General features: G+C 63.4%; 12 protein-coding genes. 4 read left to right on the top strand and 8 right to left on the bottom strand.

Annotated elements, in window-relative coordinates; translation table 11 throughout:
- Positions 1–9: 9 nt before the first annotated feature.
- On the bottom strand, positions 10–3480 hold the full coding sequence (gene mfd / locus ACGYLO_RS17015) for a transcription-repair coupling factor (protein WP_271687371.1): 3471 nt from the start codon (positions 3478–3480) through the stop codon (positions 10–12).
- Positions 3481–3511: 31 nt separating this feature from the next.
- The gene (locus tag ACGYLO_RS17010) at positions 3512–4039 is read right to left on the bottom strand and encodes a component of SufBCD complex (RefSeq protein WP_136720314.1); all 528 of its coding nucleotides are present in this window, start codon (positions 4037–4039) and stop codon (positions 3512–3514) included.
- Positions 4040–4158: 119 nt separating this feature from the next.
- Here ACGYLO_RS17010 and hemB point away from each other — a divergent pair, with 119 nt between their 5' ends.
- Positions 4159–5163: a porphobilinogen synthase gene (gene hemB / locus ACGYLO_RS17005; RefSeq protein ID WP_271687372.1), complete on the top strand. Its 1005-nt coding sequence runs from the start codon at positions 4159–4161 to the stop codon at positions 5161–5163.
- Positions 5164–5289: 126 nt separating this feature from the next.
- Positions 5290–5856 (top strand): YSC84-related protein, encoded by a 567-nt coding sequence (locus ACGYLO_RS17000; RefSeq protein WP_209218849.1) that lies wholly within the window; start codon positions 5290–5292, stop codon positions 5854–5856.
- A gap of 87 nt (positions 5857–5943) precedes the next feature.
- On the opposite strand, the gene ACGYLO_RS16995 is transcribed toward ACGYLO_RS17000, so the two are convergent.
- Positions 5944–6816, bottom strand: a complete 873-nt coding sequence (locus tag ACGYLO_RS16995; RefSeq protein WP_271687373.1) for an NAD(P)-dependent oxidoreductase — start codon at positions 6814–6816, stop codon at positions 5944–5946.
- A 96-nt stretch (positions 6817–6912) separates the two neighbouring features.
- Here ACGYLO_RS16995 and ACGYLO_RS16990 point away from each other — a divergent pair, with 96 nt between their 5' ends.
- Both ACGYLO_RS16990 and ACGYLO_RS16985 read left to right on the top strand, forming a co-directional pair.
- Entirely contained in the window at positions 6913–9381 is a 2469-nt protein-coding gene (locus ACGYLO_RS16990; RefSeq protein WP_271687374.1) for a penicillin acylase family protein, read from the top strand.
- Positions 9378–9944, top strand: coding sequence for a pseudouridine synthase (locus ACGYLO_RS16985; protein WP_271687376.1), 567 nt, complete (start codon positions 9378–9380; stop codon positions 9942–9944). The genes ACGYLO_RS16990 and ACGYLO_RS16985 overlap by 4 nt, the downstream gene beginning before the upstream one ends.
- Here the strand turns inward: ACGYLO_RS16985 and ACGYLO_RS16980 are convergent.
- The 5 genes from ACGYLO_RS16980 to trkA form a co-directional block, all read right to left on the bottom strand.
- A complete protein-coding gene (locus ACGYLO_RS16980) occupies positions 9941–10342 on the bottom strand; it encodes a DUF2177 family protein (RefSeq protein ID WP_271687377.1) in 402 nt (133 codons plus the stop codon). The genes ACGYLO_RS16985 and ACGYLO_RS16980 overlap by 4 nt on opposite strands.
- A gap of 97 nt (positions 10343–10439) precedes the next feature.
- Positions 10440–11738, bottom strand: a complete 1299-nt coding sequence (gene hflX / locus ACGYLO_RS16975; protein ID WP_271687378.1) for a GTPase HflX — start codon at positions 11736–11738, stop codon at positions 10440–10442.
- The gene (hfq, locus tag ACGYLO_RS16970) at positions 11735–11974 is read right to left on the bottom strand and encodes an RNA chaperone Hfq (protein ID WP_007119530.1); all 240 of its coding nucleotides are present in this window, start codon (positions 11972–11974) and stop codon (positions 11735–11737) included. The genes hflX and hfq overlap by 4 nt, the downstream gene beginning before the upstream one ends.
- A gap of 130 nt (positions 11975–12104) precedes the next feature.
- Positions 12105–13655 (bottom strand): TrkH family potassium uptake protein, encoded by a 1551-nt coding sequence (locus ACGYLO_RS16965; protein ID WP_394374178.1) that lies wholly within the window; start codon positions 13653–13655, stop codon positions 12105–12107.
- Between the two features lie 16 nt (positions 13656–13671).
- Entirely contained in the window at positions 13672–15048 is a 1377-nt protein-coding gene (trkA, locus tag ACGYLO_RS16960; protein WP_271687392.1) for a Trk system potassium transporter TrkA, read from the bottom strand.
- Positions 15049–15127 lie beyond the last annotated feature (79 nt).

Genomic DNA, 15127 nt, shown 5'->3' with positions numbered 1-15127 from the left:
TCGAAAGGTTTAGCCCTTCGCCTTGGCCTTTTTCGCGGTCTTTTCCTTGGCGATCACATGTTCGGCCAAATCGCGCGCGATGGCGAAGGCGCCTTTGATCTTATCGGCATCCGTCCTCCAATCCCGGCGCACGACGATCTTGTTGTCCTTGACCTTGGCCAGCCCGCGCTGGTCCTGAATGAACTTCACCAGCCCCTCGGGCGAGGCGAACTTGTCGTTGTGGAACTGGATCGTCGCGCCCTTTGGCCCGCCGTCGAGCTTGGCAATCCCGGCGCGTTTGCACATCGCCTTGATCCGCACCACCAGCATCAGCGTGTTGACCTCCTTCGGCAGCTTGCCGAAACGGTCGATCAGCTCGGCGGCGAAGCCTTCCAGCTCGACCTTGGTCGATAGCTCGCTCAGGCGGCGGTAGAGGCCAAGCCGCACGTCGAGATCGGGCACATAGTCCTCGGGGATCAGCACCGGAACGCCAAGGTTGATCTGCGGCGCCCATTGCTCGTCGGCCTCGGACAACCCCTCAAGCTCGCCTGCCTTGATCTTGGCGATCGCCTCTTCCAGCATAGACTGATAAAGCTCGAAACCCACGTCGCGCATCTGGCCGGACTGTTCTTCGCCCAGCAGGTTGCCCGCGCCGCGAATGTCGAGGTCTTGGGAGGCCAGCGTGAAGCCCGCGCCGAGCGTGTCGAGGCTGCCCAGCACCCGCAGGCGTTTCTGGGCCGTGTCGGTCAGCTTGGCGCGTGGCTTGGTCGTGAGATAGGCATAGGCGCGCGTTTTTGAGCGCCCCACCCGGCCCCGGATCTGATAGAGCTGCGCCAGCCCGAACATATCCGCGCGGTGCACGATCATCGTGTTGGCGGTAGGGATGTCGAGGCCGGATTCCACGATGGTCGTGGCCAACAGAATGTCGAACTTACCGTCGTAGAAAGCGTTCATCCGGTCGTCGAGCTCCCCCGGCGCCATCTGGCCGTGGGCCACGACGTAAGAAAGCTCGGGCAGTTGTGCCTTCAAAAACTCCTCGATCTCGCGCAGGTCACTCACGCGCGGCACCACGTAGAAGCTCTGCCCGCCGCGGTAATGCTCGCGCAAGAGCGCCTCGCGGATAGTCACCGCGTCGAACTCGCTGACATAGGTACGGATCGACAGGCGGTCCACGGGCGGCGTGCCGATGATCGACAGATCGCGCACGCCGGTCAGCGACAGTTGCAAAGTGCGCGGGATCGGCGTGGCGGTGAGGGTCAACACGTGGATGTCCGTGCGCAGCGCCTTCAACCGCTCCTTATGGGTGACGCCAAAGTGTTGTTCTTCATCAATAATCAACAGGCCGAGGTCGTTGAAACGAATCCCCTTTGCCAGCAGCGCATGGGTGCCGATCACGATATCGACCGTGCCCTTGGCCATCCCCTCACGCGTCGCCGCCGCCTCTTTGGCCGAGACGAAACGGCTGAGTTGCCGCACGTTGATCGGGAAGCCGCGGAAGCGTTCCGCGAAGCTCTTGTAGTGCTGCCGCGCCAACAGGGTCGTCGGCGCGATCACCGCGACCTGCACGCCCGACATGGCCGCGACGAAAGCCGCGCGCATCGCCACCTCGGTCTTGCCGAAACCCACATCGCCGCAGACCAGACGGTCCATCGGGTTGCCGGAGGTCAGATCGTCGATCACATCACCGATGGCGCGGAGCTGGTCGTCGGTTTCCGTGTAAGGGAAACGGGCCGAGAAGGCGTCCCACATGCCCGGCGGCGGGTCGAGCACGGGCGCTTTACGCAGGCTGCGTTCGGCGGCGATGCGGATGAGCTTGTCCGCCATCTCGCGAATGCGTTCTTTGAGCTTGGCCTTTTTCGACTGCCATGCCCCGCCGCCGAGCTTGTCGAGAAGCCCTTCCTCATGGCCGTAGCGCGACAGCAGTTCGATATTCTCCACCGGCAGGTAAAGCTTTGACTGTTCGGCATATTCCAGCACAAGGCACTCATGCGCGGCCCCGGCGGCGGTAACCACCTCCATCCCGTGATAGCGCCCGATGCCGTGGTCGACATGAACCACCAGATCGCCGGGGCTGAGGCTTTGCGCCTCGGTCAGGAAGTTCTCGGCCCGGCGTTTGCGTTTTGGCGCACGGATCAGACGGTCGCCCAGCACGTCCTGTTCGGAGATCACCGTCATCCCCGGCGCCTCGAACCCATGCTCCAACGCCCAAACCGCCAGATGCAGCCCGCGCTTGCCGATGCGGGTGGCATCCATCACCGGGATCGCCTCGGCCAGACCTTCGTCTTCGATCAGCCCAGTCAGGCGCTCCCGCGCGCCTTCGGAGTAGCTGGCGATCAGCACCGGCCCAGCTTCAAGCTTTGCTTTAATATGCGCGGCCAAAGCACCGAAAAGACTAACGGATTCCTGCTGACGCTCAGGGGCGAAGTTGCGCCCGAGCCGCGCGCCTGCATCCAGCACTCCCGGGCCCGTGGGCTGCGGTAGCGGGTTGAACTGGATGACGCGGTGATCCAGCAACGCTTGGGTCCAGGCCTCATCGGTCAGGTACAGCCCCTCAGGTGGGGCCGGTTTGTACACGCTGTCCATCTTCGAGCGCGTCTTCATCGCCAGTTTGCGGGTCTCATACTGGTCTTCGATGGTTTCCCACCGGGCAATCCGCATCGGGGTCAGTTGATCGTCCAGAGTGACCGTCGCCTTGGGCAGATAGTCGAAAAGCGTTTCCAGATCATCGTGGAAAAACGCGAGCCAATGCTCCGCACCCTGATGTTTGCGGCCCGCACTGATCGCCTCGTAAAGCGGATCGTCGGTGCCCGCTGCACCAAATTCGATGCGGTAGTTCTGGCGGAACCGGGTGATCGCGGCCTCGTCGAGGATGACCTCGCTCACCGGGGCAAGCTCGACCAGATCGAGCTTTTCTGTGGTCCGCTGCGTCGCCGGATCAAACCGCCGCGCGCCATCCAGCACGTCGCCGAAGAGATCAAGCCGCACCGGACCAAGATCGCCGGGCGGGTAAATGTCGATGATCCCGCCGCGCACCGCGTAGTCGCCCGGCTCCATCACCGTGGGGCTTTGCACAAAGCCCATGCGCACCAGAAACGCGCGCAGCGCCTTTTCGTCGATCCGGCTGCCCACGCGGGCGGCAAAGGCCGCGTCGCGCAGGGTGTCGCGGGCGGGAATGCGTTGGCTGGCCGCGTTCAAGGTCGTCAGCAGGACGAACTGATCGGGCATCCCATGCACCAGCGCCGCCAGCGTTGCCATCCGCCGGGCCGAGATATCGGCATTGGGTGACACCCGGTCATAGGGCAGGCAATCCCACCCCGGGAAAGTGACGACCGGCATGTCGGGGGCGTAGAACCGCAAGGCAGCCTGCATCGCCGCCATGCGCTTGTCATCGCGCGCCACATGGACCACCGGCTGGCCGCCCTTGGCGATTTCATCGAGGATGGCGCGGGCATCATAGCCTTCGGGAACGCCGGAGAGGGTGATATTGCGCGGATCGTTCATCGGGTCTCAATTGGCCCTCGGAGGGGGGCTGTCAACCCGCCAGCGGGCCGATGCTTAGATTTTGATACATTCCCCAAAGCGCGGTCACGAAGATCGAGACCATGCCGATGATCTGGGTGTAAAGCCGGTGCCGCATCAATCGCCGCCGCAGCACCTCACCGGTCGACCCTTCGATGCGAATGAGCCGCGCGGTCGACAGGCTCAAAAGCCCCACCAGCGACATGGGAAAGCCCAAGAGCAGCAAGGCTTGGGCGAATTCGATGCCATAGACGAACCCCAAAAGCACCAGAGAGGTCAGCGCGAAGAACCCCAGCCCCAAGAGCCACAGCCCAGAGACCTGCGAGATATAGAGCATCCGGTTCACGTTGATCCGCACGATGTCTTCCAGATCGGCCTCGGCCTCTCCGCCATAGCGCCGGGCGCGCAGGACCATGTCGAAGGGCACGCCCAGCACCCAGTGGCTTGCCGTTGACCACATCACAGCCAGCGCGATCCAGAACCAAAGGTTCGAGAAAGAGCGCATGTCGATCATTTCGAAAAGGGTTTGATACCAGTCCAAGGCGTGCTCGTCCGAATATTGAGTTCGGATCTCTTAGCGGTCCGGCGCGACAATTCATAGGGTTGAGGCGTTCAAAAATACATGGCAAGCCCTTGCCAAGCCATTCTGAGGTATAATTGATGCAACCCGTCCACGCCCCCTTCCCCGCCACACGCCTGCGCCGCACCCGTGCCAATGCCGGTATCCGCGCGCTGGTGCGCGAGAATGACCTGCAATTGGGCGATCTGATCTGGCCGGTTTTCGTGCGCGAAGGCGAAGGCGTGGAAGAGCCGATCCCCTCCATGCCCGGTGTCATGCGCCGCTCGGTCGACACGCTGGTCCCGGCGGTGCGTGCGGCGGCGGATCTGGGCATCGGCACGGTCTGCGTCTTCCCCTATACCGGGCCTGAAGACCGGACCGAGGATTGCGCCCGCGCATGGGATCCGCAGAACGCCACCAACCGCGCCATCGCCGCGATCAAAGACGCGGTGCCGGAGATGGTGGTGATGACGGATGTGGCGCTCGATACCTATAACATCAACGGCCATGACGGTTTCGTCGAAGACGGCATCATCGTGAACGACCGCACGGTCGAGGCGCTGGTCAAGATGGCGCTGGCACAGGCCGAAGCAGGGGCGGATATCATCGGCCCTTCGGATATGATGGACGGGCGCATCGGCGCGATCCGCGCAGGTCTCGAAGAAGCCGGCCATCAGGATGTATTGATCCTGAGCTATGCCGCGAAATACGCCAGTGCCTTCTACGGCCCCTTCCGCGACGCGGTCGGCGCCTCCTCGGCCCTGACCGGCGACAAGAAGACCTATCAGATGGATCCCGCCAACAGCGATGAGGCTCTGCGGCTGGTGGCGCGCGACCTCTCGGAGGGGGCGGATATGGTCATGGTGAAACCGGGGATGCCCTACCTTGATATTTGCCGCCGGGTGAAAGACGCCTTCGGCGCGCCGACCTTCGCCTATCAGGTCTCGGGCGAATACAGCATGATTAAGGGCGCGGCAGACCAAGGTTGGATCGACGGCGAACGCGCGATGATGGAGAGCCTTCTGGCCTTCAAACGCGCGGGCTGCGACGGCGTGCTGACCTATTTCGCCCCCGATGTCGCCCGGCTTTTGCTCAAAAGCGCGTGACCTAAGGGCGTAAATCTGCGCAAAGGGGCCAATCAACATGACAAGCCGCGTGATTATGCGTAATCTCGCGCATAAGTCGGGAAAACCGGCAGCAGGCAACCGATCTTGAATATACAGGCAGAAAAGATGACCAATCAGACATATAACCGGCGCTTCGTGACATTGGGCGCCCTTTCGGCGCTCGGCGCGACCGCGGCCTGCGGCAATGGCGTGGGCGGACGCGGCAGCGCGATGATCGACGCGCGCGTGGACGCGACCTTGGCCGAGATGTACCGCGGCTATCCCAACACCCGGCAATTGGCCGAAAAGGCCAATGGCATGTTGGTCATGCCGCTGGTGACCGAAGCGGGCCTCGGCTTTGGCGGTGCCTACGGGCGCGGCGCGCTGCGCGTGAACGACGTGACGGTGGACTATTATTCGGTGACCAAAGCCTCGGGCGGCTTGCAGATCGGCGCGCAGCAATATGCGCATGTGCTGTTCTTCATGACCGAACCTGCCTTGCGCGAATTCCGCCGCTCGCCCGGCTGGGCCGCGGGTGCCGGGCTGGAATATGTGATCTCCGACAAGGGCGACAGCGTGAACGCCGATACCACGACCGTGATGGCCCCTGTGCTGGCCGCCGTCTTTGGCCGCGCGGGCCTGCGCATCGGCGCGACGCTGGAAGGCACGAAATACACGCGGATCATTCCCTAAGGGCTACCCGCGCCTGCGGAAAGCAAACGCCCGGCTTTAAGCCGGGCGTTTTTGTTTGGGGCAATGGGCTAAACGGCCGGTCGCGCGTTACCCGAGGTTCTGCAACCGCTTGAACAGGCTCGACGTATCCCAACGCCCGCCGCCCATCTTCTGCACGTCTTTGTAGAACTGATCGACCAGCGCGGTCACCGGCAGGCTCGCCCCCGTCTCATCCGCCGCATCGAGACAGATGCCCAAATCCTTGCGCATCCAATCCACTGCAAAGCCGTGATCGAACTTGTCGTCGAGCATGGTCTCATAGCGGTTTTCCATCTGCCATGAGCCTGCCGCGCCTTGGCTAATCACCTCGACCACCGCGCGGCCATCAAGCCCCGCCTTCTTGGCGAAATGCAGCGCCTCAGACAGGCCCTGCACCAGACCGGCGATGGCGATCTGGTTGCACATCTTGGTCATCTGGCCCGCGCCGCTGTCGCCAATGCGGCGGCAAATTTTCGCGTAGACTTCCATGATCGGCAGCGCCCGGTCAAAAGCGCCTTCGTCGCCGCCACACATGATCGACAATTGACCGTTTTCCGCGCCCGCCTGACCGCCTGAGATCGGCGCGTCGACAAAGCTCACCTGCGCCTCATCGGCGGCGGCATAAAGCTCACGCGTCACGGCCGCCGAAACGGTGGTGTGATCAACAAAGATCGCCCCTGCCGTCATGCCGCCAAAGGCCCCGTCTTCCCCCAAACAGACTGAGCGCAGATCGTCGTCATTGCCCACGCAGGCGATCACGAAATCCGCATCCTTTGCGGCCGCACGCGGGGTCTTGGCCATGGCGCCGCCATAGGTTTTCACCCAGTCGTCTGCCTTGGCTTCGGTGCGGTTGTAGACGGTCACATCGTGGCCCGCCTTTTGCAGATGCCCCGCCATCGGAGCCCCCATGACCCCCAGTCCCAAAAACGCGAGCTTTGCCATGTGCTTTTCCTTGTCATTCAGTTGCGTTATTCCCTGTCATTACACCTACCACCCTGCGCGCTCCGGTCAATCTGCGCGCCAGTCGAGGATCCCCCGATGGCATTGATGTTTCGCTGGCTTATCCGATTGGCGGTGTTTCTCGTCGCGCTGAGCGTCTTGGTTTTGGTGCTGGTCTATTGGTTCGCCGCGCGGTCCCTGCCCGACTATGATGATACGGTCGAGGTCGCGGGCGTCAGCGCCCCGGTCGAGATCGTGCGCGACAATGCCAATGTGCCGCATATCTTCGGGCAGAGCGATGAGGATGTCTTTTTCGGCCTCGGTTTCGCCCATGCCCAAGACCGGCTGTGGCAATTGATCACCCTGCGCCGCACCGCGCAGGGGCGTCTGTCCGAGGTCTTCGGCACCGCCACGATCACCACCGACAAGCTGATGCGGCGCTATGACATCTACCGGCTTGCCGTGGCGGCGGCGGATAAGCTCGACCCCGAAACCGAAGCGGCGCTTGAGGCCTATTCCGCCGGGATCAACGCGCGCCTCGACCAGATCAACACCGAAGCCTTGGGCCGCGGTGCGCCCGAGATGTGGCTTTTCAATGCGCCCATGGCCCCGTGGCGGCCTGCGGATTCACTGGCGATCACCAAGCTCATGGGCCTGCAAATGTCGGGCCATCTGGAGGCCGAAGTGCTGCGCGCGCGTGTCTCGCTAGAGTTGAGCGACCCGGACCGTCTGCGCGACATCCTGCCCGAAGCGCCGGGCAGCGGGGTCGCCGCCCTGCCCGAATATGCCGCCCTCTTCCCCGAGGTCAGCCGCCGCCACGCCGCCGCAGCGCCGATGGCGCGCCACCCGCTGTCGCCCTTCAAACGGCAGGCCTTCGCCGGGGCTTCCAACGCTTGGGCCGCCGCGCCCTCGCGCTCTGCTGCGGGGGGCACGCTTTTGGCCAATGACCCGCATTTGGGCTTCACCGCGCCCGCGATCTGGTATCTCGCCCGGTTGGAGCTTGAGACCGGCGGCGTGATCGGTGGCACCATCCCGGGCATGCCGGTGGTGCTCACGGGCCGCAGCGCCGATCTGGGCTGGGGGCTGACCACCGCCTATGTCGACGATCAAGACGTCTATATCGAAGAGCTGAACCCCGACAACGCCGAGGAATACCGCACGCCCAACGGGTTCAAGAAGTTCCGCAAACGCGCGTCGATCATCAATATCGCCGATGCCGATCCGATCACTGTCACCCTGCGTTGGACCGACAATGGCCCGGTGCTGCCCGGGAGCCACTACAACCTTGGCAGCATCACCCCGCCGGGGCATGTGGCCTCTGTCGCCTCAACCCTCTTTACCGAAGAGGACACCTCGCTCGCCGCCGCGATGAAGGTGATGCGCGCGAAATCGGTGCAGCAGGCGATCAATGCCGTGACCGACTATGTGGCGCCCGCGCAGAACCTCACGCTGGTCGACCGCGATACCATCGCGATGAAGACCATTGGCGCCATGCCGCGCCGCGATGCCAATCACCAAAGCGAAGGGCGCATGCCCAGCCCCGGTTGGATCGCCGCCAACCGCTGGGACGGGATGCTGCCCTATACCGCGAACCCCGAATTCATCGCCCCCGCAGGCGGCATCCTTGGCAATACCAACAACAAGACGGTCGACCGCCCCTTCCCCAACCACGTCTCCTTTGTCTGGGGCGACACGCAGCGGGTGCAGCGTTGGCAACGGCTGATGCAGAACCGCGAGGTGCATACCCGCGATAGTTTCATCGAAGCGCAGCTTGATACCGTCAGCCCCACAGCCCGGTCGCTGCTACCGCTCATCGGCGCCGAGCTGTGGTTCACCGGAGAGGCCGCCCCCGACGGCACGCCGGAGCGCCAGCGCCAGCGCGCGCTCGACCTGCTCGCCGGTTGGTCGGGTGAGATGAACGAACACCTGCCCGAGCCGCTGATCTATGCCGCGTGGATCCGCGCCCTGCAGGACCGGCTGATCCGCGATGAGTTGGGACCGCTGGCCGAGAAGTTCACCCATATCCAGCCGCTCTTCATCGAACGCGCCTTTCGCGATGTGCAGGGCGCCGCGAAATGGTGCGACGTGCGCCAATCCGCCCCGGTGGAGACCTGCCACGACATGGCGCGGCTGGCGCTCGACGACGCGCTGTTGTGGATCAACGAGACATGGGGCACGCAGCTTGAATCCCTCCGCTGGGGTGACGCGCATCAGGCCACCCATGACCACCCGGTGCTGGGCGACGTGCCGCTGCTGCGCTATTTCGTCAACATCCGGCAGTCGACCTCGGGCGGGGACAACACCCTGCAACGCGGGCTGACACGCGGCACGGGCAAAGACCCCTTCTTTAACGTTCACGGCGCGGGCTATCGCGGGGTTTACGATTTCGCCGATCCCGACAGTTCGGTCTTTGTCACCTCAACCGGGCAATCGGGGCATTTCCTGTCGCGGCATTACGATGATATGGCGCAACTCTGGCGGCGGGGCGAATATATCCCGATGTCGCTGGACGCCGAACTGGCCCGCGCCGCCGCCGTGGGCGTGACCCGATTGGAGCCTGCCCAATGACCGCCCGCGTAATCTTGCTGAACAAACCCTATGGCGTGCTGTCGCAATTCACCGACAAAGGCACCGAAGGCAGCACCCGGCCCACCCTCTCCGCCTATGTCGATGAAAAGGGGTTCTATCCCGCAGGGCGGCTCGACCGCGACAGCGAAGGGCTTTTGGTGCTGACCGACCACGGCCCGCTGCAGGCCCGCATCGCGCATCCCAAATACAAACGGCCCAAGAGCTATCTGGTGCAGGTCGAAGGCACGCCGGATGCCGCGGCGCTCGACGCGCTGCGCAAAGGTGTCGAACTGAAGGACGGCCTTACGAAGCCCGCCCAAGTGGACCAGATCGACGCGCCCGATCCGCTTTGGCCCCGCGACCCACCGGTGCGCTTTCGCAAAACGGTGCCCGACGCTTGGCTGCGCATCACCATCCGCGAGGGGCGCAACCGGCAAGTGCGGCGCATGACGGCCCATGTTGGCTTGCCCACGCTGCGGCTGATCCGTGAAAGCGTGGGCGACTGGACGCTGGCCGGGCTGCAACCCGGCGCATGGCGCTGGTCGACCGAAACGGGCCGTTAGGTAAAGGCGCGGGTGATCGCCACACCCGCCGTCGCCGCCGTCCCGGTCAGGACCGAGCCCCAAGTGAAGTCGCGCGCGACCATGGCCCATGTCCAATCCTTGAGCGTCGCCAAATTGGTGAACTCATAGGTGCCATAGCCCATCGCCCCGATCAGCAACGCATTGCCAAAGACCCAGAGCAGCGAATGATCCTGCACCATCGCGGGCCAAGAGACGAACCACAACACCACGGCCACGAAGAAGGCATAGAAGATCAGCGCCGGGGCGATGCGGAATTCATCCAACAGCCAGTTGCCGATATCACGCTCGAACGCAGGTTTGATGAGATAGGTCAGCCCGAGATAGTCCAGCCCGAGAAAGATGACGACGGTTGAGAGGTAGAGGATAACGAGGGTCATGTGGCGCGCTCCGTTTCTGGTCATAGGACCATATGCGGCGCGACGCGCGGAATTCGATGCCGGGGGCGGCAAAATTTCACCGCCCATGGCAAACCCGTCAAATTTGCTGGAATTCCGCCTCTTGCCGCGCGGACCAGCGCACGGTGATCTCGAACCCGTCGTCGGTCTGGCGCTCGCCCTCGACCACGTCCTGCGCGAACAGCCAAGCGCGTTTCTTGCCGTCGGCGAAACCGAGGGTCAGCACAGCCTCGCGCACTGCACCTTGCAGCGCCTCGGCGATGGTTTCTTGCAGCGTCTCCAGCCCCTCGCCGGTGATGGCCGAGATCGCCAGCACATCATCGTTGCGCGCAGCACGGGCGCGCATGGCCTCGGCCCGGTCTTCGGGCAGCAGGTCCAGCTTGTTCCATACCTCGAAACTGCGGGTCTCTTTCGGGACGCCGAGAGAGGCGAGAATATCGCGCACGTTCTGCGCCTGCTCCTCGGTCTCGGCGTGGGAGACATCGCGCACATGGCAGATGATATCGGCGGCCAAAACCTCTTCCAGCGTGGCGCGGAAGGCGGCGACGAGTTCCGTGGGCAGATCGCTGATGAAACCCACCGTGTCGCTGAGGATGATCTCAGGCCCATCGGGCAACACGAGGCTGCGCATGGTCGGGTCGAGCGTGGCAAAGAGCATGTCTTTGGCCATGACCTCGGCCCCGGTCAAGCGGTTGAAAAGCGTGGATTTCCCGGCGTTGGTATAGCCCACTAGGGCCACGATCGGGAACGGCACCTTGGCCCGTGCGGCGCGGTGCAGGGCGCGGGTTTTAACGACTTTCTCCAACTGGCGCCGCAGGCGCACCAATTGGTCGTCGATGGCACGGCGGTCGGCCTCGATCTGGGTCTCACCCGGACCGCCGACAAAGCCCAAACCGCCGCGCTGCCGCTCAAGGTGGGTCCATGCGCGGACAAGCCGCGTGCGCTGATAGTTCAGCGCGGCCATCTCAACCTGAAGCACCCCTTCGCGGGTCGCCGCACGGTCGCTGAAGATTTCGAGAATCAGCCCGGTCCGGTCGAGCAGTTTGACGCCCCAAGCCTTCTCAAGATTGCGCTGCTGTACCGGGGTCACGGGGCCATCGACCAGCACGAGCTCGACCTCTGCCCCCTTCATGCGCTGATCGAGCTCCTCGATCTTGCCCTTCCCGAAGAGCATCCCGGCATGAACGGTGCGCAGGGGCACAACTTCGGATCCCACCACCTCAAGCTCAGGCAGCGCCTCGGCCAGTGCCACGGCTTCGGCCAGCGCGGGCTCGGGCGCGCGCCGGTCGTTGTCGGATTTGATATCAGGATGCAGCACCCAAGCGCGCGTTACGCGGGGCCCGTCGCTGTTGTCGATCTGAAATGCTGGACGGCTCAAGAAGCGTCTTCGCCCTCATATAGGCTGATCGGCTGGCTCGGCATGATGGTCGAAATCGCGTGTTTGTACACAAGTTGCGATTGACCGTCGCGGCGCAGCAGAACGCAGAAGTTGTCAAACCAAGTAATGACGCCCTGCAATTTGACGCCATTGATCAGGAAAATTGTCACCGGTACTTTGGTCTTGCGAACGTGGTTTAGGAACGCATCCTGAAGGTTCTGTCTGTCTGACGCCATCGTAGTCTCGCCTTTTGTTCTTGCTGGCGTCCGCGTACCGGACCCCCCCATTGCCTCAAGTATGGAGTGCGAAAGCGTGAGTTTCCAGCCCCAATATCAGTGGACTAGGGCGGATCATGGGGCAAACGTGTCAAGCGCGCCACAAATTCGGGGTCATCAGCGCAATAATCGCCAAGGTTTCGAGCCGCCCCAGCACCATGGCACCGCTGAGGATGACTTTGGCCGCCAATCCCAGCTCGATCAGGTGAATGGGTTTGTCGGCGGCATGTTCGATCAGCGGCCCCGTGGTGGAGAGCGTAGCCACCGACATGACGACTGCCGCATCGAAGGAGGCGCCGGTCAGGGTCAGCAGCAGGGTCACCCCGGCCAGTGACATGGCGAAGAGCATGAAGAAGATCCAAGCGATGAAAGCCCCGTTGCTTTGCAAACGCCGCCCGGCCGCCCCCGCCCCGCTGACGGAGTTGGGATAGACCAGCCGGTCCATCTCGCGCACGCCGTTTTGGTAAAGCGCAAAGACCCGCAGCAGTTTCACCCCGCCCGCCGTGGTGGCCACCCCGCCGCCGATCAGCGCAAGCCCCATGAGCACCAGCCCCGGCGTGCGCAGCCCCGACCAATTCTGCGCATCGGCCCAATGCTCAGAGACGAAACCGGTGGTCGACAGGAAGGACAGCACCGTGAACAGCCCGCCCCAAAGCGCGTGCAAGGCGCGGGTGCCGTCGACCTCGACCTCCACCTCAAAAGCGCCAATCCAATGGCGCGCGAACAGCAGCAGCGGCACACCGATCACCACCAAAAGCCCGATGCGAAACTCAGGATCGGTCATCAGCCCGCCTTGGGTTGCGGTGACGGTATCCTTGGAAAAGGTCAGCCGCGACAGGGCGAAAAGCATGAAGAGCATCATCACCGCCTCGCCCGTCACGCCGACCTGCGCCTCAGCCACACCGCCGATGGGCGAGATGCCCGAGGTCGCCATGACCGACATGGCATGGCAAAGCGCCACCAAGGCCGTCTCTCCCCCGATGACGAGCAAGAGCCACAGCAGAAGTGTCAGCCCGAAGTAGATCGGCAGCAGCGCCTGCGTGGTGCGCAGCAGCCGTTGGCGCGGGGTGATCCGGCCCATCCGCGTGTTGATCCGGTCATCAGGCCGCCCCGGCTCGGCCTGCGCCGTGACCTCAAAGCCCCCCAAATGCAGCGGGGCCAGAATGGCCGAGGCCGTGACCCACATTAGCAGCCCGCCCATCCAGCCAACCTGCGCGCGCCACAGATGCAGCGTGTCGCTCAACCGTTCGGGGTTGAACATGGTGGCCCCAGTGGTGGTCAGGGCGCTGACCATCTCGAAATAAACATTCACGAAACGCGTCGTCGGCAGCGCCTCAAGAAAAGGCACCGCAAAGAACACCGGCAGCAACACAAAGGCCGAGAGCAACGACAAAAGCGGCCCGAGCGCCCCGTCCAAAGGTTTGCGCCCGGCATGGGCGATGGCGATCAGCGTGAAGGCCACAAGCCCCAAAAGCCCCGCATAAAGAAAGGCGCGGCTGGCCAAATGATCGTTCATCACCAGCCCGTGGATCGACGGCAAGATCATCGACAGGGCGGAGACGCCGAACAGCTGCAAGAACAGTGGCAGCTGCACAATCTCCCGGCGGATGCCGGCCGGGCCTATGCGGGTCGGTTGCGTCACAAAGGCGCTCCTGCGCTTAGAAAAAGTCGATCGAGACCTGCAAAAGCTGTTCGACCCGCGGCACATCCTCGGCCAGAGCAAAGAGGGCGACCACATCGCCTTCGTCGATCCGCGTGCTGCCCAAGGGGCGAATGACCTTGCCTTCTTTGCGCAGCATGCCGATCAAAACCCCTTCGGGGAAGTCGATTTCCGAGACTTTCTTGCCCGCAAGGGGCGAGGTTGACAGCACTTCGGCCTCAATCACCTCGGCCTCGGCGTCACCGATGGAATAGACCGCCCGCACCCGGCCATGGCGGATGTGACGCAGGATCGAACTCACTGTCGTGGCGCGCGGGTTGATATAGGCGTCGATTCCAAGGTGGGTCATCAGCGGCACCAGCGTCGGGTCGTTGATCAGCGCGATGACATAGGGGCAGCCCTCGGCCTTGGCGCGGACGCAAGACAGCATGTTGGTCTTATCGTCGTCGGTCACCGCCAGCATCGCATCGGCGCGGCTGATGCCCGCCTCGGCCAGCAGCGCCGCATCCAGCCCGTCGCCATTGAGCACGATTGTTCGTTCCAACCCTTCGGCAGCGCGCTCGGCGCATTTGCGGTTCTTCTCAATCATCTTGGTGCGCACGCGCAGCGGCCCGGCCTCAAGGTGCTGCGCCACGGTCAGGCCGACATTGCCGCCGCCCACGAGCACGACACGCTCTTGCTTGGTGGTTTGCTTGCCGAAAATCTCCATCGTGCGGGCGATGTCGTCGTGATGCGAGAAGACATAGCAATCATCGCCGACGAAAAGCTGGTCCTTCGCCTCGGGCGCGAATAGCGTGCCATCGCGGCGCACGCCCACGACGACTGCACGGAGGGTTGAGAAGAGATCGGTGAGCTGCCGCAACGGCGTGTTCACCACCGGGCAATCGCTGTCGATCGAAATGCCCAAAAGCTGCGCCTGCCCCTCCATGAAAATCTCGGTATCGAAAGCGGCGGGCGCGCTGAGCCGTTGAAGCGCGGCGGTCGCGACCTCCTTCTCGGGGGAAATCACCACGTCGATCGGCATGTGATCGCGGCGGTAGAGATCAGAGTAAATCGCGTCGAGATAGGACTGGCTGCGCAGCCGCGCGATCTTGCGGTTGATGCCAAAGACCGAATGCGCGACCTGACAGGTCACCATATTGACCTCGTCCGAATGGGTCGCCGCGATGATCATCTCGGCGTCGCGCGCGCCTGCACGGTCCAGCACATCGGGGTAGCTGGCGAAGCCGGCGATGCCCTGCACATCCAACGTATCGGTGGCGCGGCGGATCAATTCTGCATTGCTGTCGACCACGGTCACATCGTTGCGCTCTCCGCTGAGGTGACGGGCGATCTGCCACCCCACCTGCCCTGCGCCGCAAATGATGATTTTCATGAAGGCTTCCTTACCCTGAGCAAAGATCGTGTGAGGGTTGTCTTAGGTCGGTTAGAGGGCATGACAGATGGGTTGGCAA

The organism is Sulfitobacter sp. 1A13353, assembly GCF_043557255.1.
In the GTDB taxonomy this organism is placed as follows: Bacteria; Pseudomonadota; Alphaproteobacteria; order Rhodobacterales; family Rhodobacteraceae; genus Sulfitobacter; species Sulfitobacter faviae.
Note: the sequence above shows the minus strand (reverse complement) of the source record. Positions and strands in the feature narration are given on the sequence as shown.

Bases quoted from the DNA above. Each gene is read 5' to 3' on its own strand.
- mfd (WP_271687371.1), bottom strand. From the start codon at position 3,480: ATGAACGATCCGCGCAATATCACCCTCTCCGGCGTTCCCGAAGGCTAT.
- hemB (WP_271687372.1), top strand. From the start codon at position 4,159: ATGCAACCCGTCCACGCCCCCTTCCCCGCCACACGCCTGCGCCGCACC.
- ACGYLO_RS17000 (WP_209218849.1), top strand. From the start codon at position 5,290: ATGACCAATCAGACATATAACCGGCGCTTCGTGACATTGGGCGCCCTT.
- ACGYLO_RS16995 (WP_271687373.1), bottom strand. From the start codon at position 6,816: ATGGCAAAGCTCGCGTTTTTGGGACTGGGGGTCATGGGGGCTCCGATG.
- ACGYLO_RS16990 (WP_271687374.1), top strand. From the start codon at position 6,913: ATGGCATTGATGTTTCGCTGGCTTATCCGATTGGCGGTGTTTCTCGTC.
- ACGYLO_RS16985 (WP_271687376.1), top strand. From the start codon at position 9,378: ATGACCGCCCGCGTAATCTTGCTGAACAAACCCTATGGCGTGCTGTCG.
- ACGYLO_RS16980 (WP_271687377.1), bottom strand. From the start codon at position 10,342: ATGACCCTCGTTATCCTCTACCTCTCAACCGTCGTCATCTTTCTCGGG.
- hfq (WP_007119530.1), bottom strand. From the start codon at position 11,974: ATGGCGTCAGACAGACAGAACCTTCAGGATGCGTTCCTAAACCACGTT.
- trkA (WP_271687392.1), bottom strand. From the start codon at position 15,048: ATGAAAATCATCATTTGCGGCGCAGGGCAGGTGGGGTGGCAGATCGCC.